The organism is uncultured Tenacibaculum sp. (assembly GCF_947494125.1).
Taxonomy (GTDB): Bacteria; Bacteroidota; Bacteroidia; order Flavobacteriales; family Flavobacteriaceae; genus Polaribacter.
In genome coordinates, this window is record NZ_CANLTU010000002.1 from 138,536 (window position 1) to 157,073 (window position 18,538).

At 29.5% G+C, this 18,538-nt stretch carries 15 protein-coding genes; 9 read left to right on the forward strand and 6 right to left on the reverse strand.

The annotated features are described in order from the left end of the window. Nucleotides 1-115: 115 nt before the first annotated feature. From Q0881_RS04055 to Q0881_RS04070, 4 genes are all read right to left on the reverse strand, one after another. Nucleotides 116-535 (reverse strand): nuclear transport factor 2 family protein, encoded by a 420-nt coding sequence (locus tag Q0881_RS04055; RefSeq protein WP_299157187.1) that lies wholly within the window; start codon nucleotides 533-535, stop codon nucleotides 116-118. A 101-nt stretch (nucleotides 536-636) separates the two neighbouring features. Next, entirely contained in the window at nucleotides 637-2,607 is a 1,971-nt protein-coding gene (locus Q0881_RS04060; protein WP_299157188.1) for a PspC domain-containing protein, read from the reverse strand. Beyond that, the gene (locus Q0881_RS04065; RefSeq protein WP_182123973.1) at nucleotides 2,600-2,944 is read right to left on the reverse strand and encodes a PadR family transcriptional regulator; all 345 of its coding nucleotides are present in this window, start codon (nucleotides 2,942-2,944) and stop codon (nucleotides 2,600-2,602) included. The genes Q0881_RS04060 and Q0881_RS04065 overlap by 8 nt, the downstream gene beginning before the upstream one ends. 17 nt (nucleotides 2,945-2,961) lie before the next feature. Then, complete coding sequence (locus Q0881_RS04070; protein WP_299157189.1) at nucleotides 2,962-3,390, reverse strand: DUF4870 domain-containing protein; 429 nt, start codon at nucleotides 3,388-3,390, stop codon at nucleotides 2,962-2,964. Between the two features lie 154 nt (nucleotides 3,391-3,544). On the opposite strand from Q0881_RS04070, the gene Q0881_RS04075 reads away from it, so the two are divergent. Further along, the gene (locus Q0881_RS04075; protein ID WP_299157190.1) at nucleotides 3,545-4,003 is read left to right on the forward strand and encodes a DUF4442 domain-containing protein; all 459 of its coding nucleotides are present in this window, start codon (nucleotides 3,545-3,547) and stop codon (nucleotides 4,001-4,003) included. A 160-nt stretch (nucleotides 4,004-4,163) separates the two neighbouring features. Continuing rightward, nucleotides 4,164-4,964 (forward strand): TIGR00266 family protein, encoded by an 801-nt coding sequence (locus tag Q0881_RS04080; protein ID WP_299157191.1) that lies wholly within the window; start codon nucleotides 4,164-4,166, stop codon nucleotides 4,962-4,964. A gap of 63 nt (nucleotides 4,965-5,027) precedes the next feature. On the opposite strand, the gene Q0881_RS04085 is transcribed toward Q0881_RS04080, so the two are convergent. Then, nucleotides 5,028-6,425, reverse strand: coding sequence for a TlpA disulfide reductase family protein (locus Q0881_RS04085; RefSeq protein ID WP_299157192.1), 1,398 nt, complete (start codon nucleotides 6,423-6,425; stop codon nucleotides 5,028-5,030). Between the two features lie 298 nt (nucleotides 6,426-6,723). Then, nucleotides 6,724-9,276, reverse strand: coding sequence for an ATP-dependent Clp protease ATP-binding subunit (locus Q0881_RS04090; protein ID WP_299157193.1), 2,553 nt, complete (start codon nucleotides 9,274-9,276; stop codon nucleotides 6,724-6,726). Between the two features lie 295 nt (nucleotides 9,277-9,571). Between Q0881_RS04090 and gyrA the strand changes: the two genes are divergently transcribed. The 7 genes from gyrA (at nucleotide 9,572) to Q0881_RS04125 (ending at nucleotide 18,514) form a co-directional block, all read left to right on the forward strand. Then, nucleotides 9,572-12,076 (forward strand): DNA gyrase subunit A, encoded by a 2,505-nt coding sequence (gyrA, locus tag Q0881_RS04095; protein ID WP_299157194.1) that lies wholly within the window; start codon nucleotides 9,572-9,574, stop codon nucleotides 12,074-12,076. A gap of 15 nt (nucleotides 12,077-12,091) precedes the next feature. Continuing rightward, nucleotides 12,092-13,327 carry a tetratricopeptide repeat protein gene (locus Q0881_RS04100; protein WP_299157195.1) on the forward strand — a complete coding sequence of 412 codons (1,236 nt, stop codon included), beginning with the start codon at nucleotides 12,092-12,094 and terminating at the stop codon, nucleotides 13,325-13,327. Between the two features lie 60 nt (nucleotides 13,328-13,387). Then, nucleotides 13,388-14,134: an EI24 domain-containing protein gene (locus Q0881_RS04105; protein WP_299157196.1), complete on the forward strand. Its 747-nt coding sequence runs from the start codon at nucleotides 13,388-13,390 to the stop codon at nucleotides 14,132-14,134. 28 nt (nucleotides 14,135-14,162) lie between these two features. Beyond that, complete coding sequence (gene hemF, locus Q0881_RS04110; RefSeq protein ID WP_299157197.1) at nucleotides 14,163-15,065, forward strand: oxygen-dependent coproporphyrinogen oxidase; 903 nt, start codon at nucleotides 14,163-14,165, stop codon at nucleotides 15,063-15,065. 276 nt (nucleotides 15,066-15,341) lie between these two features. Then, complete coding sequence (locus Q0881_RS04115) at nucleotides 15,342-16,643, forward strand: dihydrolipoamide acetyltransferase family protein (RefSeq protein ID WP_299157198.1); 1,302 nt, start codon at nucleotides 15,342-15,344, stop codon at nucleotides 16,641-16,643. A gap of 97 nt (nucleotides 16,644-16,740) precedes the next feature. Next, a complete protein-coding gene (locus Q0881_RS04120) occupies nucleotides 16,741-17,478 on the forward strand; it encodes a hypothetical protein (protein ID WP_299157199.1) in 738 nt (245 codons plus the stop codon). Between the two features lie 208 nt (nucleotides 17,479-17,686). Next, nucleotides 17,687-18,514 carry a hypothetical protein gene (locus tag Q0881_RS04125; RefSeq protein ID WP_299157200.1) on the forward strand — a complete coding sequence of 276 codons (828 nt, stop codon included), beginning with the start codon at nucleotides 17,687-17,689 and terminating at the stop codon, nucleotides 18,512-18,514. The last annotated feature ends 24 nt before the right edge of the window (nucleotides 18,515-18,538 follow it).

Genomic DNA, 18,538 nt, shown 5'->3' on the forward strand with positions numbered 1-18,538 from the left:
TTCATAAAAAAAGCCAAAGCAATTAAGCTTTGGCTAGTAAACTAATAAAACCAAGTATTAGTGTCATTAGAGTTAGCTAACTAATGAACCTAATGTTTTTAGTGTTAACTATATTTTAATGTAGGCTAATAACTTTTGTTATTTTCCAGAGGTTATTTTCTTTTTTCCAAATAGCAATGAATTTGCTTGGAATTGATTTTTGATTTGGTTCTTGTTTATTAAAGAATTTATGATATCCTATTTCAACTGCTCCATAATTATTTATGGGATATACTTCTATGCTTCCCTTTATTAAAGTACGCGTAACTTTACCACAAATATTTTCTTTTAAAGATTTTAATAAACCTTCTTTAGAAGTAGTAAGTCCACCTTTGTCATGAAAAAACTCGATATCCTCATGATAAATATCTGCTTGCGTTTTAATATCACATGTGTTGTATGCATTAAAATAAATACTATCCATTTTTACAATTTGATTATACAAATCAATATTGCTAGGTTGATACTTAGGAATTTCTTTAACCTGGCCATTCATAAATAACGATATCAAAAATGTATATATGAAGGTTAAGATTTTTAGAAAAAAGTTTCCTTTAAAAAAGAAGTCAAAAATAGCATCCATAGTTTATATTTTTATTACCAAGTTTTAAAAGCTAGTTGACCGTCTTCATTATAAATTCTTCTAAATCCTTTAGAAATACTTTCTAGCGTGTTGTTTGAAATTATTAACTCTCCATCATAACCATCATTACAGTTTATTTTTAGTAAAACTTTATTAATCTTATCATGTACGTCGTATTTTGGATTGATAATTTCAATGTCGATATTTCTTTTATTTTTAAACCAATCAACTAATTTTTCTAATTCATTTTTAGTAGTTTGTCTGCTAATAATAAATTCAGCTTTTAAATCATTAATAGTGCTATCAAATAAGAAGCTAACATCTTCATCATTATTAGAATTGCTATCGTTATCTTCATCATTATTGTCTCCATTATTATCACAATCAACACACTCAAAACCTTTTGAAGTCATTTTAAAATGATGATTAGCCATGTCTCTATCATATATGTCCTCAATATTTCTAACATCGTTTAAAAACCTACGAGTTGATCCTTCAAAATAAATGGTAGTTCCTTCAGGAATAAATAAGGTAACTCTAATTTCTTCATCTTTCCACATGTTTTTATATTCACTTAAAAAGAAAGCGTCAAAAACAATTGTATTATTAGCCGATTTGAAGTTGTATTGAATTGTTTCTGCATTATCATTAGCATTACTTCTTCTTCTTCCTTCAGAAGTCTTTTTAATTTCTACAAAAGCATTCCCTGTTTCACTTTTACGAACATCAATATTTATGTCGTTAGAGTATTTCATTTCTTTATCGTTAATATCAACACTTATAGCATTATTTCTATTACGTAAATTATGATTGTAGTGTATATTATCATCATTAACAACTCTAAGTTTTAAAGGTTCTTCTTTAGTGTATGTAATGCTATGTTTTGTTATACTAGCACCATTGTATGCGTGTGTAGTAGCATACTCTATACCTGAAAAAGCAACTGCCAATAACGAAACTAACCAAACTCCAAGTAAACTTAAAATAGCTGTTGTACTAAGTTTCTTTACATTAGGTGATAATATTCTTAAACCTAAAATGAATAATACTATAAAAGGTATTCCTATTAAAATAAATAAGAAGATAGATAATAACCATCTAGGTAAAGTAGATTCATAGAAAAAAGGAGGATAATGAACCATATCATTATCAAAATTTAAAAACTCTAAACTACCTATTGAGAATATTCCTAATAATAAAGATATTATTGTTATACCGGCAATAACAATTAAAATTACTCCCATGAATTTACCAAAAACTTTAAATACAGCAAGTAATATTTTACCCATAGTATCTATAAAATCCTGAAAACCTGATGAAGTTTTAGCTTTTAGTTTTTCGTAATCAGCACTAGATATTTTGTCAGTTAATTCACTGGCACCATCTTTTAATTTTGATGATAGATTTCCAAACTCGTTACGAATTTTTTTTTCAATGTTATCAATATTTACAGCTTCACCTTCCATCTGTAATTTCTCTGTAGTGGTTTTAGCTTCTGGTAATAATATCCAAAGAATAAAGTAAGCTATAAAACCAAATCCAGCACCAAACATTAAAACTAAAGATAATAATCTAACCCAAATTACATCTATACCAGCGTAATGAGCTAAACCAGCACAAACACCACCTAAAAATTTATCGTCACCATCTCTAAAAAGTTTTTTAGAATTTCTATTTCTTCTTTGAGTATACGATGTACCTTCGTTATAGATTTCTTCAGCTTCTGCATAATCTTCAGGTTGCCCCATGATAGTTATAACTTCATCAATATCGTTTTCATTTACTACTTGACGAGCATCGGTAATTCTTTCAGATAATAATTCGCTAATACGAGCTTCAATATCTGAAATGATTTCATTCTTTCCTTGTGGATCATCGCTTAAGGAACGCGATATGGCGTCTAAATAACGTCTTAGTTTTTGATAAGCAATTTCATCTATATGGAAGAAAAATCCGCCTAAGTTTATATTTATTGTCTTATTCATCTTTAGTTGATTTTGTACTTGTTACTTGGTTAACTGCGTTTACTAAATTATTCCATGTTTTGTCTAATTCTTTTAAGAACATCCCACCGTTTTCTGTTAAAACATAATATTTTCTTGGTGGTCCAGAGGTTGATTCTTCCCATCTATAAGTTAATAACCCTGCGTTTTTTAAGCGAGTTAAAAGCGGATAAATAGTTCCTTCAACCACAATCATTTCTGCACTCTTTAGAGTTGAAAGTATTTCAGAAGTATACGCGTCTCCATTTTGTAAAATAGATAAGATGCAGTATTCTAAAACACCTTTGCGCATTTGAGCTTTTGTATTTTCTATCTTCATGTAATGCGGTTTATAGGTTATTTTATAAAATTAATTGTAAAAGGATATTTATACTCTTCTCCTTTATTTGCTTTCATTGCTGCAATAATTATTAAAGCTATTTTAATAAGTGATATAACACTTACTAACGAAGCTATACCGATGAAACCAAACAAACCATTGTAAGAGTGATGTCCACCAAAATCAACATCAATTCCATTAAAGAGATCTAAAAAATTCCCAAAAAAGAAAGAGAAAAATGAAGCACTTAGTATAAATATATATAAGCCAAAGCTTATGTTAAAATTTACAGCTTCTTTTCCATGTTTATCTAGAAAGGGGCTTCTATCTTTTAAAGTTTGCCATAAAATTAATGGAGTTATAATACTTCCTAATGGAAAAAAGTATCCAGCGAAAGCCGATATATGTATTAAAAAAGCATTGGTGTTTTCTTTGTTTTGTTGCATAATAATATAAATTGTATAATACTTGACTATGCAAATATATATCTTTTAAAAGGTATTATGCAATACATAGTACTAAAATTTAACAAACTTTAACATTTGATTTGATTAATATTTTTAATAAAAAAGCTGTAAATTGCCCGTAAATACTGATAAAATGAAGTTTACACCTCGAAAAATTAATTTTTTTACATTATTCAAATTACCATCTGCATATTTATGCGGAATTAGAGTGAAATCAATTTCTAATGAAAAATCACAGGTAAATGTCAAGCATAAATGGATAAATCAAAATCCTTTTAATAGTATGTTTTGGGCTGTGCAAGGAATGGCTGCAGAATTATCTACAGGTATTTTGGTGATGCAATCTATAGATGTTTCGGGAAAGAAAGTATCCATGTTAGTAACTAATATGAATGCTATTTTTACTAAAAAAGCAACAGGAAGAATCCGATTTGAATGTAATGATGGTATAGCTATTAAAGAAGCAATTCAAAGATCTGTAGATACTGGAGAAGGACAAACTGTTCTTGTAACTTCAGAAGGAATTAATAAAGAAGGTATCTCTGTGTCTAAATTTGAATTTGAATGGAGTTTAAAAGTTAAGAGCAAATAGAGATAGGATGAATTATAGCTTTGTTTTTGTTAAGTAAAACGGAGAGAAATATAAAAACAAATAAGGTTTAAAGCTCTTAATATTCTTGGAATTAAAGAATTAATTGTAACAAAATAATAGAATGTTCTTCTAATAAATAAATTAACGAAATAAGATACTTATGAATGCACATGAAATAGATTATCGCATTTTTGGAGAAGAAATGCAGTATGTTGAAATTGAATTAGATCCACAAGAGGGAGTAGTGGCTGAGTCTGGAAGTTTTATGATGATGGATTCGGAAGTGAAAATGAATACTATTTTTGGAGATGGGTCAAATCAAGAAAAAGGATTGTTAGGAAAGATATTTTCAGCTGGAAAAAGAATTCTTACAGGAGAGAGTCTGTTTATGACTGTATTTACAAATGATGGGCAAGGAAAAAAACAAGTTTCATTTGCATCACCATATCCAGGAAAAATCATTCCAATTGATTTGACGGAGTTTAAAGGTAAATTTATCTGCCAAAAAGATGCATTCTTATGTGCGGCTAAAGGAGTGTCTATTGGTATAGAATTTTCAAAACGTTTAGGAAGAGGTTTGTTTGGAGGGGAAGGTTTTATTATGGAGAAATTAGAAGGAGATGGAATGGCGTTTGTACATGCCGGTGGTACTATGGCAAAGAAAGTATTACAAGAAGGTGAAGTTTTAAAGGTAGATACAGGTTGTATTGTAGGTTTTACTCAAGATATTGATTATGATATTGAATTTGTAGGTGGAATTAAAAATACCGTTTTTGGAGGTGAAGGTTTATTCTTTGCAAAGCTTCAAGGACCAGGAACTGTCTATATTCAATCATTACCATTTAGTAGATTAGCAGGGAGAGTACTTGCTATGGCTCCACAAACTGGTAAAGGTGGTAAAGGAGAAGGAAGTATTCTAGGTGGGATAGGTGATATTCTTGATGGAGATAATAGATTCTAGTATAGATCCATAAAATAAAAAAAACCGCTAATTAGCGGTTTTTTTTATTTTATGGAATTAATATTAAATTCCTAAATCATCAAATATTCCGATTAATTTTTCTCCTTGTGAAGGAGCAGGAGCATTTGGGTTTACAATATTTCCGTCAGGATCAATTAAAATAAATTTAGGTAATCCTTTAATTAAGAATTTTTGAGCCCATTCTAAATCATCTTGTTTTTTACCGCTAAATAACTGCACTCCAGTCATTTCTCTATCTACAATTGTTTGTCTCCATTTGTCATGTTGTTTTTTATCATCAACACTAATACTAACAAATTCAATGTTTTTTCCGTGGTATTCTTCTTCCAATCTTTTTAATAAAGGAATTTCTTTTTTACAAAAAGCACACCAAGTTGCCCAAACATCAATATATAAATATTTTCCTTTACCTAATAAATCATCTAAAGAAGTAGTACCTCCATTATAGTTTTCAAAGTCATTGAACTTAGGAGCAGGTTGTCCTTTAGCTGTAGTTTTTAAAATATTATAACTTTTAGAAACTTCTTCTTTATGGTCTTTATTCGTTGAATATGCCATGAATTTATTATAGAATTCTTTAAGATTATCAGTATAAGTTATACTGTTCTTTGCGCTTTCGAATAATAAATCATTTTTAGCAATAGTATCATTAACTTCAGTTTGTACAGTTTCTAAGTAGGTCAAATAAAAATCTTCTCCTTCTTTGTTTTTTTCTTTTGCTTTGCTATTCAATAACTTAAAAACCATTTTTCTGTAAGAATATGAATTAGCATAATCATCTCCACTGCTAAAGTTAAAGTCTTCTGTTGGGTCTGGAAAATCTTCAGAAACAACAAAATCTTCATCTCCACTTAAAGTAATGTGAAAATCTTGGTAATTACTTAAGTTTCTTAAATATTCATAGTCAATATTTTTCACTTCACTTTTAAGGAATTCTGCAGGTAAATTACTAGAAATAGATAAATCTGTCAAAGCATCTTTGTATTGATCCATACGATCTAAAAAATCTTCTTCTTCAAGAGAGAATAACTCATTTGCATTTACTAGAATTTCAGGAAACTTATTTCTCTTTTTTAGAAAATAGTTATTGATATTTGCATTTGTTCCTTCAAATTTACCAGTAAAATTACTTGGATCTCCTTTTTTATAATCAAAAACAATTTCTGTATCTACAGTATCGTTTAGGTATAAATTAAAGTATTTTTTATTAGTTCTTAGAGTGTAGTAACCATCTCTATTAACTCTTAAGGTGTCTGAGAAAGTACCAGTTTTTTTATCGAATTTTATTTTTTTACTAAAACGAAATCCCTCTATAGTAACGTCTCGTTTCTTATAATTTTCAATTTTACCAGATAAAATTAAGTAATCTTTTACCGGCTTTTCTTTTTTACATGAAACTATGGTAACTCCTATGAGGGCTAAAAGTACTATTCTTTTCATTGTTTAGTTTTTTAAGGTGAATAAGGCGTCGAAGTTAGTTTTTTTACTTTTTTAATCAAAGATTTTAACAAAAAAAATAAATTTAATCAAATATTTTATGGATTAAGAGGTTGAATTTTAATGTTTTTTATAACTTAAGTAGTTAATTTTTAAAAAAGAATTGAAGTTTTATAACTTTATTTTTGCATTAAAAGGAGTAGTGAATATTTTTAAGTTAAAAAATGAGGAAACTATATAAAAAATGAAAAGTAAAAGCTAAAAAAAAACCTAAGCTTTTTGCTTAGGTTTTTATGGTTTGTTATTCGTCTATTTCAGTTCTTGATTCTTCAGGTTTATCACCTTTTTCAATTTTAATGACAAGTTTATTATCCTTTTCATTTAAATCCATAAAAATAGAATCACCTTCATCTAGTTTAGAATTTACTATTTCTTCAGCTAAAGAGTCTTCAATATACTTTTGAATAGCTCTTTTTAAAGGTCTCGCACCATATTGTTTGTCAAAACCTTTGTCAGCAATATAGTCTTTAGCTTTTTCACTTAAAGTTAGGTTGTATCCTAAATCAGCAATACGATTTAAGAGTTTATCTAATTCTATATCAATAATACTATGGATGTCTTTACGTTCTAAAGAATTAAAAACGATAACATCATCAATACGGTTTAAAAATTCTGGAGCAAATGATTTTTTTAAAGCACCTTCAATAATACTTTTTGTATGTGCATCTTCTTGGTCTTTTTTAGAAGAAGTCCCAAAACCAACACCAGCACCAAATTCTTTTACCTTACGAGCCCCGATATTAGATGTCATAATAATAATACTGTTTCTAAAATCAATTTTTCTACCAAGACTATCCGTTATATGTCCATCGTCTAAAACTTGTAAAAGCATATTGAAAACATCTGGATGTGCTTTTTCAATTTCATCTAAAAGAATCACAGAATAAGGTTTGCGACGAACTTTTTCAGTTAATTGCCCACCTTCTTCATAACCAACATAACCTGGAGGTGCTCCAATAAGACGAGATATGGCAAACTTTTCCATATACTCACTCATGTCAATTCTAATTAAAGAGTCATCAGAGTCAAATAATTCTCGAGCTAATACTTTTGCAAGCTGTGTTTTTCCAACACCAGTAGATCCTAAGAAAATAAACGAACCAATAGGTTTGTTAGGGTCTTTTAAACCGACACGATTACGTTGTATAGCCTTTACAACCTTAGTTACAGCCTCATTTTGACCGATTACTTTTCCTTTAATTAAATTAGGAAGATCGGCTAAACGATTACTTTCAGCCTCAGCAACACGATTTACAGGAATTCCTGTCATCATAGATACTACTTCAGCAACATTATCTTCAGTTACAATTTCTCTATGTAGTTTAGAGTCTTCTTCCCATTGGTTCTGAGCTGATTCTAAGGCTGTTTCAATGTTTTTCTCATCATCACGAAGCTTAGCTGCTTCTTCATATTTTTGACCGCTTACAGCTTTAGTTTTGCGCTCGCGAATTTCTTCTAATTTAGATTCTAACTCTAAAATTTGTTGAGGAACTACAATATTAGTAATATGAATTCGAGAACCAGCTTCATCTAAAGCGTCAATAGCTTTGTCTGGTAAAAAGCGATCTGTCATATAACGATTTGTTAATTTGACACAAGCTTCTATAGCTTCATCAGTAAAAGATACATGATGATGTGCTTCATATTTACCTTTTATATTATGTAGAATTTGTATAGTTTCCTCAACAGTAGTAGGGTCGACAATTACTTTTTGAAAACGACGTTCTAAGGCTCCATCTTTTTCAATATTTGTTCTGTATTCATCTAAAGTAGTTGCACCAATACATTGAATTTCACCTCTAGCTAAAGCAGGTTTTAACATATTCGATGCATCTAAAGACCCAGTTGCACCACCAGCTCCAACTATTGTATGAATTTCATCAATGAATAAAATAATATCTTCATTTTTTTCAAGCTCATTCATAAGGGCTTTCATTCGCTCTTCAAATTGACCTCTATATTTTGTTCCTGCTACCAAACTAGCTAAGTCAAGAGAAACAATACGTTTGTCGAATAAAATTCTTGAAACTTTTCGGTTTACAATTCTAAGAGCTAAACCTTCTGCAATTGCAGATTTACCTACACCAGGTTCACCAATTAACATTGGGTTGTTTTTCTTTCTTCTACTTAAGATTTGAGAAACACGTTCAATTTCTTTAATACGTCCAACAACAGGGTCTAATTTTCCGCCTATGGCTAAGGCAGTTAAATCACGTCCAAAATTATCTAAAACAGGTGTTTTAGATTTTTTAGGTTGCTTTCCTTTAGGAGATTGTTGTCCATAGGGATTTGATTTTTCATCAGAAAATTCATCTTCTGAAGGGGTTTCTGCCATTGGAGATAAATAATTATCTTCAACATGAAGTTCTTTATATAACGCTTTAGCTTGTTCGTAATCTACATCGTATTTTTGAAGTAATTTTGTTGTAGGATCATTTTCATTACGTAAAATACATAATAATAAATGTGCTGTATCTATAGAATTACTTTGATATAGTTTTGCTTCTAAAAACGTTGTTTTAATAGCTTTCTCTGCTTGTCTAGTAAGGTGTAAACTCTTTTTTTCTACGTTAGCTATAGAAGGAGTTGTGGGATTTAATTTTTCTAATTTATTTCGCACTAAATCTAAATCTACATCGAAAGTTGTTAATATTTCGATTGCTTTACCATCTCCTTTTCTTATCAAACCTAACAATAGATGTTCGGTTCCAATAAAGTCATGACCTAATCGTAAGGCTTCTTCTTTACTGAAAGTAATTACATCTCTAACTTGTGGTGAAAAATTATCGTCCATAAATTTAATTTGTATATGTGTAAAGTTAGTAAGTTTTTTTCTTTAAAAATACAAAAAAGATGCCAATAGTTTTAAAAAGTTATTCTAGCTGTTTTTTTTAAAAAAAAGGTGTAAGAATTGTTAATAAGTATCATTAAAAGAATAAAGATATTTTTTGTGTATAAATAGGTATTATAGTATCTTGCAATGTTTTAGAAAATACGGTTTTTTTAACAGTATTTTAAAAGTGGGTTTTATCAAGTGTAAAATTCACTTTTTTGACGAAAATGAGTACTAATATTTTAAAAGAAAATATATGGCAGATGGCGAAAAGTTGATTCCTATCAATATTGAAGAACAAATGAAATCAGCTTACATTGATTATTCAATGTCGGTTATTGTATCAAGAGCATTACCAGATGTTCGGGACGGTTTAAAACCTGTTCATCGAAGAGTTTTGTTTGGAATGCATGAATTAGGAATTAAAGCTACAGGAGCCTATAAGAAATCAGCAAGAATCGTAGGAGAGGTATTAGGTAAGTATCACCCACATGGAGATACATCTGTATATGACTCTATGGTACGTATGGCACAAAATTGGAGTCAACGTTATATGATGGTTGATGGACAAGGTAACTTTGGATCGGTAGATGGAGATAGTCCTGCGGCAATGCGTTATACGGAGGTGAGAATGCAGAAAATATCAGAAGATATGTTAGCTGATATTGAAAAAGAGACTGTAGATCACAGATTAAATTTTGATGATACATTACATGAACCAACAGTTTTACCAACTCGTATTCCTAACTTATTAGTAAACGGAGCATCAGGTATTGCTGTAGGTATGGCAACAAATATGGCTCCACACAACTTAACAGAAGTTGTTAATGGGACTCTTGCTTATATTGAAAATAGAGATATAGAAATTGATGAGTTAATGCAACACATCAAAGCACCCGATTTTCCTACAGGAGGAACCATTTATGGTTATGATGGAGTGCGTGATGCTTTTCATACTGGTCGTGGGCGTATTGTAATGCGCGCAAAAGCAGTTATTGAAGAAGTAAAAGGACGTGAATGTATTATTGTTACTGAAATTCCTTATCAGGTTAACAAAGCAGAAATGATTAAAAAAACTGCAGAGTTAGTAAATGATAAAAAACTAGAAGGAATTGCAAATATTCGTGATGAATCGGATAGAAATGGTATGCGTGTTGTTTACATTTTAAAACGTGATGCTATTCCTAATATTGTATTAAATAAATTATATAAATACACGCAATTACAAACGTCTTTTAGTGTAAATAATATTGCTTTAGTAAAAGGACGCCCAGAGCAATTAAATTTAAAACAATTAATACATTATTTTGTAGAACACAGACATGAAGTTGTTGTTCGTAGAACTGAATTTGAATTAAAGAAAGCAGAAGCTAGAGCACATATTTTAGAAGGTTTAATTATAGCTTCTGATAATATTGATGAAGTAATTAAGATTATCCGTGGCTCTAAAAATGGTGATGAAGCTCGTGAGAAATTAATCGAACGTTTTGAGTTATCAGAAATACAAGCAAAAGCTATTGTTGAAATGAGGTTGCGCCAGTTAACTGGTCTGGAACAAGATAAATTACGTGCTGAGTATGATGATATCATGTTAACAATTGCAGATTTAAAAGATATTTTATCAAACGAATCTAGACGTTATCAGATTATAACAGATGAATTAATTCATATTAGAGATAAATATGGAGATGATCGTCGTTCAGTAATAGAATATGCAGGTGGAGATATGCGTATCGAAGACATGATTCCTAACTCTAAAGTTGTAGTAACTATTTCTCATGCAGGATATGTAAAACGTACAAATCTTGATGAATATAAGGTTCAAAATAGAGGGGGACGAGGACAAAAAGGAGCAACAACTCGTAATGAAGATTTCTTAGAACATTTATTTGTAGGTACAAACCATCAATACATGTTGTTCTTTACTCAAAAAGGAAAAGTATTTTGGATGCGAGTGTATGAAATACCAGAAGGAGGTAAAAATACAAAAGGTAGGGCAATTCAAAATCTTATCAATATTGAGCAAGATGATAAAGTAAAAGCATTTTTGGTTACTGGTGATTTAAAAGATGAAGATTACATAAATAGTCATTACGTAATCATGGCAACTAAGAGAGGTCAAGTTAAAAAGACTCCTTTAGAGCAATATTCACGCCCAAGAACAAATGGTATAAATGCTATTACTATTAAAGAAGGAGATGAATTATTAGAAGCGAAATTAACTACTGGTGATAGTCAAGTAATGTTAGCGTTAAAATCGGGTAAATCAATACGATTTGAAGAAGCGAAAACTCGACCAATGGGAAGAACTGCATCAGGAGTAAGAGGTATAACTTTAGTTCATGAAAATGATGAAGTTATAGGTATGGTTGCTGTAAATGATATGGATAGTAATATTTTAGTGGTTTCTGAGAAGGGGTATGGAAAACGTTCTAAATTAGAAGATTATCGTGTTACAAATCGTGGAGGTAAAGGAGTTAAAACTTTAAATATATCAGAAAAAACAGGGGAATTAGTAGCAATTAAAAATGTTGATGATTCTAATGATTTAATGATTATTAATAAATCTGGACTTACTATTCGTATGGCAGTTGAAGATTTACGTGTTATGGGGAGAGCAACGCAAGGTGTTCGTTTAATAAATATTAAGGGAAATGATAGTATTGCAGCAGTAGCGAAAGTTATGCATGAAAATGAAGAAGATGAAAATGGCATGGAAATTGAAAATGAAGAATCAAACGAAAGTCAAGAACAACAATAAATAAATTAGAATAAAATGAGAAAACAAATATTAACTCTTTCATTAGGATTATTGTCATTAGGATTAATGGCACAGAAATCTGAGTTAAAAGCCGCTGAGAAAGCTATAAAAAAACAAGATTTTACAAATGCCATTTCAATATTAAACTCTATTGAAGGAGAATTAATGATAAATGGAGAAGATAAGTATAAATCTAAATTTTACTTTTTAAAAGGAAAAGCTTTAGCAACCAAAAAGGATTATAAAAATGCGGCAGAAGCTCTTAATGCATTATTATCTATGAGTAAAAATAAATACTCAGAAGAAGCGAAGCCTATTTTAAATCAAATGATTCAAGAAGTATCTAAAAAAGCAATTGATCAATATAATAACAAGAAAGATTATAAAAATGCTGCTGAAAACTTCTATTTAACTTATGTTTTAAGCCCAACAGATACTTCATTTGTGTATAATGCAGCAGTTTCAGCAACACAAGCAAAAGAATATGATACTGCTATTAAGTATTACAAAGAATTAAGAAGAGTAGGTTATACAGGTGTAGAAATTCAATATCTTGCAACAAATAAAGAAACTGGTAAAGTAGAAAATTTAGGGTCTAAGAGACAGAGAGATTTAATGGTAAAATCAAAACAATACATTAAACCTGAAGAAAAATCATCAGAATCTAAAGAAGCTGCTGTTGTAAAAAATATTGCTTTAATATATAAAGAACAAGGAAAAACGGAAGAAGCTATGGAAGCATTAGCTGAAGCTAGAAAAGCAAATCCAAATGATATAAATTTATTATTAAATGAAGCTGATATGTATATCAAGCTTGAAAAAATGGATAAATTTGGTGAGTTAATGAGTGAAGCTATAGCTTTAGATCCTAAAAACCCAACCTTATATTATAATTTAGGTGTTGTAAATTTTAATCAAGGTAGAATGGAAGATGCTAAGAAGTATTATCAAAAAGCAATTGATTTAAAACCAGATTATGCAGATGCATATATGAATTTGGCTGTTGTTGTTTTAGATAAAGATAAAGCAATAGTTGAAGAAATGAATAATAACTTATCAAACTTTAAAAAGTACGATAAATTAGCACTAAAGCAAAAGGAAGTATATAAAGAAGCTTTGCCATTTTTAGAAAAAGCTGATAGTTTAAATAGAAGTATTGATACTGTTAAAACTTTAATGAATTTATACGAAGTTCTAGAGCAAGAAGCAAAAGCAAAAGAATTTAGAGATTTATATAAATCAATGAAATAAAATAATCTTTAAAAAAGATAAAAACCGAAACTGATTAGTTTCGGTTTTTTTTGCAAAAAAATGATTCAAAACATAATCAAAGGAATTAAAGCATATTTTGGTGCTTTTCAATTAATTTCCAAGCTAAAGTTATGGAGGTATTTTACCATTCCTATAATAATTAGTTTACTAACAGCTTTAACTGTAGCAAGCTTAGCTTATAGTCTGTCTGATAATATTGGGCATTATTTTGCTGATTTTTGGAAATGGGAATTTGGAAAAGAAACATTTGAAATACTCAGTACCTTTTTAAGTGGTCTTTTAATAATAGTTATAGGCTTAGTTTTATATAAGCATATTGTGATGGCATTATCAGCACCATTTATGAGCCCAGTTTCTGAGAAAATTGAAAATCATATAAAAGGAGAAAGTCATCAATATAGAAATACTAGTTTTCAAGAACAATTAGTAAGAGGAGTACGAATTAATGTTAGAAATTTAATAAGAGAAATATTATTAACAATTCTAATAATATTATTTGGGTTTATACCAATTATAGGAGTTCTTTCTACAATCTTATTGTTTTTAGTTCAAGCTTATTACGCTGGTTTTGGTAATATGGATTATACATTAGAACGTCATTTTAAATATAAAGAAAGTGTTCTTTTTGTAAAGAAAAATAAAGGATTGGCTATTGGAAACGGAATTGTTTTTATGTTATTTTTATTAATACCAGTTATTGGTGTATTATTAGTTTTACCATTATCGGTAACAGCAGCAACTACAGAAACTATTAAGAAAATTCAACCGAAAGAATTGTTAGAATAAGTATTTTTGTTTATCAAGAATTTTACAAATGAAAGACCAATTTTACACATATATTCAGGAATTACAAGACACAATTACTTCAAAGTTAGAAGCGATAGACGGTGGAGTTAAATTCCAAGAAGATCTATGGGAAAGACAAGAAGGAGGAGGGGGTAGAACCCGCGTTATTGAGAATGGGAATATTTTTGAAAAAGGAGGAGTGAATATTTCTAAAGTTTTTGGAGAACTTCCAGAAGCTTTAAGAAAACAATTTGGAGTAGAAAGTGGAGATTTTTTTGCTTGTGGTTTAAGTTTAGTAATACATCCAAAGAATCCATTTGTGCCAACAGTACATGCAAACTGGCGTTATTTTGAAATGTATGATGAAAAAGGAGATATTGTTACACAATGGTTCGGTGGAGGCCAAGATTTAACACCATATTATTTATTTGATGAAGATGCAACACATTTTCATTCTGTATGTAAAGAAGCTTGTGATAAACATGATGCAGAGTTTTATCCAAAATTCAAGGAAACTTGCGATAATTATTTTTGGAATGCACATAGAAACGAAGCTAGAGGTATTGGAGGGTTGTTTTTTGATTATTTAAAGAAAACAGATAAGTTTTCAATGCAAGATAGATATGATTTTGTTACTGAGGTAGGAGATAGTTTCTTAAACTCTTATGTGCCAATTGTAGAAAAAAGAAAAGATTTTGAATACAATCAAGAGCATAAAGATTGGCAAGAAGTAAGAAGAGGGCGTTATGTAGAGTTTAATTTAGTTCACGATAGAGGTACATTATTTGGTTTAAAAACAAATGGACGTATTGAAAGTATTTTAATGAGTTTACCACCAACAGTCCAATGGAAATATAATCACCAACCAGAAAAAGGAAGTAGAGAAGACAAACTTTTAAAGGTATTAGCAAAACCAAAAAATTGGGTTTAAAGGATAAAGAAACATATCTATTTAAAATAAAAAATATTGATGTTGATTTTTTAGATGTATATAAACTAAAAGACTCCTAAGTATTGAAAATCAGTTAGATTATTGAAAACGCAATATAAAATTGATTTAACTTGTTTTAATTCAAAAAAAAATATTTAAACGATGTCTTTTTGCGAATAATTCAAATAATAAGCATGTGTTAGATTTTTTTTACATAAAAAAAGATAAAAAAATCATAGGTTTTTAGTAACTTCGCAAACATTAAAAACATACACTATGGCTAGATACGAATTGAAGTTGCCTAAAATGGGCGAGAGTGTTGCAGAAGCAACTATTACTTCTTGGGTTAAAGAAGTTGGAGAAACGATTGATATAGATGATACCGTAGTTGAAGTAGCTACAGATAAAGTAGATAGTGAGGTGCCTAGTGAAGTGGATGGGACTTTAATAGAAATATTATTTGATAAAGATACAGTAGTTCAGGTTGGGCAAACAATTGCTATTATAGAAACAGAAGGAGGAGAAACAATATCTTCTGATGTAACTACTAAAAAATCAGAGGTAAAAGCAGCAGTTGTTGAAGTAGAAAAAACAATTGAAGGAGTAAAAGAAACAATCTCAAGTTCTATAGATACATCATCTAGTGAGCGTTTTTACTCTCCATTAGTAAAAAGTATAGCTCAAACTGAAGGAATTTCTTTAGAAGAATTAGAAACTCTAAAAGGAACAGGAAAAGAAGGAAGAGTTACTAAAACAGATATTTTATCTTACATAAAAGATAGAGGAAATCAACCACAAACAGCAGTTGTAAGAACTAAAGAAGAAAAGCCAAAAGCAAAAGTTCAAACAGCTCCAGTTACGCTAAGTGGAGAAGACGAGATTATAGAAATGAGCCGTATGGGGAAATTAATTTCTAAGCATATGGTAGATTCAATACAAACATCTGCACATGTACAGTCATTTATTGAAATAGATGTAACAAATATTGTTAATTGGAGAAATAAAGTAAAAAATGCATATCAAAAGAGAGAAGGAGAGAAGCTAACATTTACTCCAATCTTTATGCAGGCAGTTGCACAGACAATAAAAAAACACCCAATGATTAATATTTCTCTAGATGGAGATAAAATCATAAAAAGGGGAAATGTTAATTTAGGAATGGCAGCAGCATTACCAGATGGTAATTTAATAGTACCAGTAATTAAAAATGCAGATCAGTTAAGTTTAGTTGGTATGACTAAACAAGTAAATGGTTTAGCAGGACGTGCTAGAGCAAATAAGTTAAAACCAGATGATATACAAGGAGGAACTTACACAGTAACAAACGTAGGTAGCTTTGGAAGTATTACTGGAACACCAATTATAAATCAACCACAGGTAGCTATTTTAGCATTAGGTGCTATAGTTAAAAAACCAGCGGTTATAGAAACACCAGAAGGAGATTTTATAGGAATTCGCCATAGAATGATTGTATCTCATTCGTATGATCATAGAGTTGTAAATGGAGCTTTAGGAGGTATGTTTATTAAAACATTAAAAGATATTTTAGAATCTTGGGATGTAAACCAAGATTTTTAAAAATATACTATTAATAAATAGTATTAAATACAAAAGCTCAGAATTTTCTGAGCTTTTTTGTTTTATGTATATTCGTAACTTAAACTAAAAAATAAAAATGAAGAAAATTTTAATTGTACTGTTATTAGGAATAACAGCAGTAGCTATGTCTCAAGAAAAAGTATTGTTACGTCTTAATTATAAGAAAGGAGATATTTATAAAATGTCTATGAAAATGAATCAAGATATGGGAGTAGCTTTAATGGATATGGCTATGGATATGAGCCTAAAAATAACAGATATTAAAGATGGAAATTATTTGACCGAGACAAAATTTACTTATATGGCTACAAAAGTTTTACAAGGAGCAGAAGAAAAAGTAAATTATAATTCAAATATGAAAGATGATGAATTAAATGAAGAAGGAAAAAAGTTTAAAACTCAAATGCAACCTATGCTTGATGCAATAATTTATTCGAGTGTAAATAAATTAGGAGAATCTAAACTTTTAAAAATTGAACCAAATGTTCCAGGTGTTGATAAATTATCAAATCAATCAAACAAAACAGTAGTATATCCAAAAGAAAAAGTAGGAGTAGGCTCAACTTGGACAAATACACAAAGTAATGGAGGAGTAGATATGGAATTAACTTATACTGTTACAGAGATCACTAAAAGTAAAGTAATAACTAAAGTATCAGGAAAAATGTCAGTAATGCCATCAGCAAAAATAACAGGAGTTACTGAAATAAATAAAAATACAGGTATACCATCTAAATCTATAATGAATATTGAAATGGATATGATGGGAAAAGTAATTAAAAACAAAGCAGAGGTAACTATGATGAAAATCTAATAAGTACTTCCTTTTTAATAAATAAAAACTCAGAATTTATTCTGAGTTTTTTTATGGTTTAAAATTAGTTAAAACCCTTATGTTTAGGTGGTTATGTTTTACTAACTTTGTAATGCCTCTTTATACTTCTCTTCTTGAGGTTAGTTAAATGTACTTTATAAATAGCTGATACTCAAATTTCATTTTTTATTAATTAATATCAACTATTATGAAGACAGTAAAAACTAAATTATTAATAGTACTTCTACTATTAATGGCATTACCATTAACTATTTTTTCACAAGATGAAAATAAAAGACCAAAGTATATAACAGTAACAACTGGGCATTGGAACATGGACTATGAAAATTTTGATAAAGAGAAATGGATAGCCATAGAGAAAGAATTTTTAGATAAAGTAGTTAAGAAAAATGAATTTATACAAGGATCTTCTATTTATTTACATAGATATACTCCTGATAATTCAGAAATTGTATTTGTAAATTCTTATGGATCTTGGGCTGATATAGAAAAAGCAAATGAACGTAGTCAGGAATTAATTAAAGAGGCTTGGAAGGATGAAGCTAAACGAAAAGCATATTTTAAAAATAAGGATGCATATTATTCAGTAGAACATTCAGATGAAATTTATGCACCAATAGGTAATGCTAAATTATTAAAACCTGAAGATGCTAAAAAAGAACTAGTTTGGTTAGCAATTAAAGGACATTTTGCATTTCCAGAAGATGGATCGAAAGAAGAATTTGAAAGTCTAACGAATGAATATATTGATAATGTAATAAACAAGAATGATCTTATTAAAGGATATTTTCAACACGGACATGCTTGGGGAAGTGATAAAACAGAGTTTACAAGGGTTTTTGCTGTTGATAATATGACGGATCTTGATAAAATAGGTGAAAAAAATAACGAAATTTTTAAAGCTTATATGCCAGATGAAATAAAAAGAAAAGACTTCAATAAGAAAGTAATGAAATATTTTACTCCTGTTCATGGAGATTTTATTTATACTTCTGTGCCCGAATTATCTAAATAATTGTAAAAAAGTCCAGACATTGTC

Bases quoted from the DNA above. Each gene is read 5' to 3' on its own strand.
- Q0881_RS04055 (WP_299157187.1), bottom strand. From the start codon at position 535: ATGAATGGCCAGGTTAAAGAAATTCCTAAGTATCAACCTAGCAATATT.
- Q0881_RS04060 (WP_299157188.1), bottom strand. From the start codon at position 2,607: ATGAATAAGACAATAAATATAAACTTAGGCGGATTTTTCTTCCATATA.
- Q0881_RS04065 (WP_182123973.1), bottom strand. From the start codon at position 2,944: ATGAAGATAGAAAATACAAAAGCTCAAATGCGCAAAGGTGTTTTAGAA.
- Q0881_RS04070 (WP_299157189.1), bottom strand. From the start codon at position 3,390: ATGCAACAAAACAAAGAAAACACCAATGCTTTTTTAATACATATATCG.
- Q0881_RS04075 (WP_299157190.1), top strand. From the start codon at position 3,545: ATGAAGTTTACACCTCGAAAAATTAATTTTTTTACATTATTCAAATTA.
- Q0881_RS04080 (WP_299157191.1), top strand. From the start codon at position 4,164: ATGAATGCACATGAAATAGATTATCGCATTTTTGGAGAAGAAATGCAG.
- Q0881_RS04085 (WP_299157192.1), bottom strand. From the start codon at position 6,425: ATGAAAAGAATAGTACTTTTAGCCCTCATAGGAGTTACCATAGTTTCA.
- Q0881_RS04090 (WP_299157193.1), bottom strand. From the start codon at position 9,276: ATGGACGATAATTTTTCACCACAAGTTAGAGATGTAATTACTTTCAGT.
- gyrA (WP_299157194.1), top strand. From the start codon at position 9,572: ATGGCAGATGGCGAAAAGTTGATTCCTATCAATATTGAAGAACAAATG.
- Q0881_RS04100 (WP_299157195.1), top strand. From the start codon at position 12,092: ATGAGAAAACAAATATTAACTCTTTCATTAGGATTATTGTCATTAGGA.
- Q0881_RS04105 (WP_299157196.1), top strand. From the start codon at position 13,388: ATGATTCAAAACATAATCAAAGGAATTAAAGCATATTTTGGTGCTTTT.
- hemF (WP_299157197.1), top strand. From the start codon at position 14,163: ATGAAAGACCAATTTTACACATATATTCAGGAATTACAAGACACAATT.
- Q0881_RS04115 (WP_299157198.1), top strand. From the start codon at position 15,342: ATGGCTAGATACGAATTGAAGTTGCCTAAAATGGGCGAGAGTGTTGCA.
- Q0881_RS04120 (WP_299157199.1), top strand. From the start codon at position 16,741: ATGAAGAAAATTTTAATTGTACTGTTATTAGGAATAACAGCAGTAGCT.
- Q0881_RS04125 (WP_299157200.1), top strand. From the start codon at position 17,687: ATGAAGACAGTAAAAACTAAATTATTAATAGTACTTCTACTATTAATG.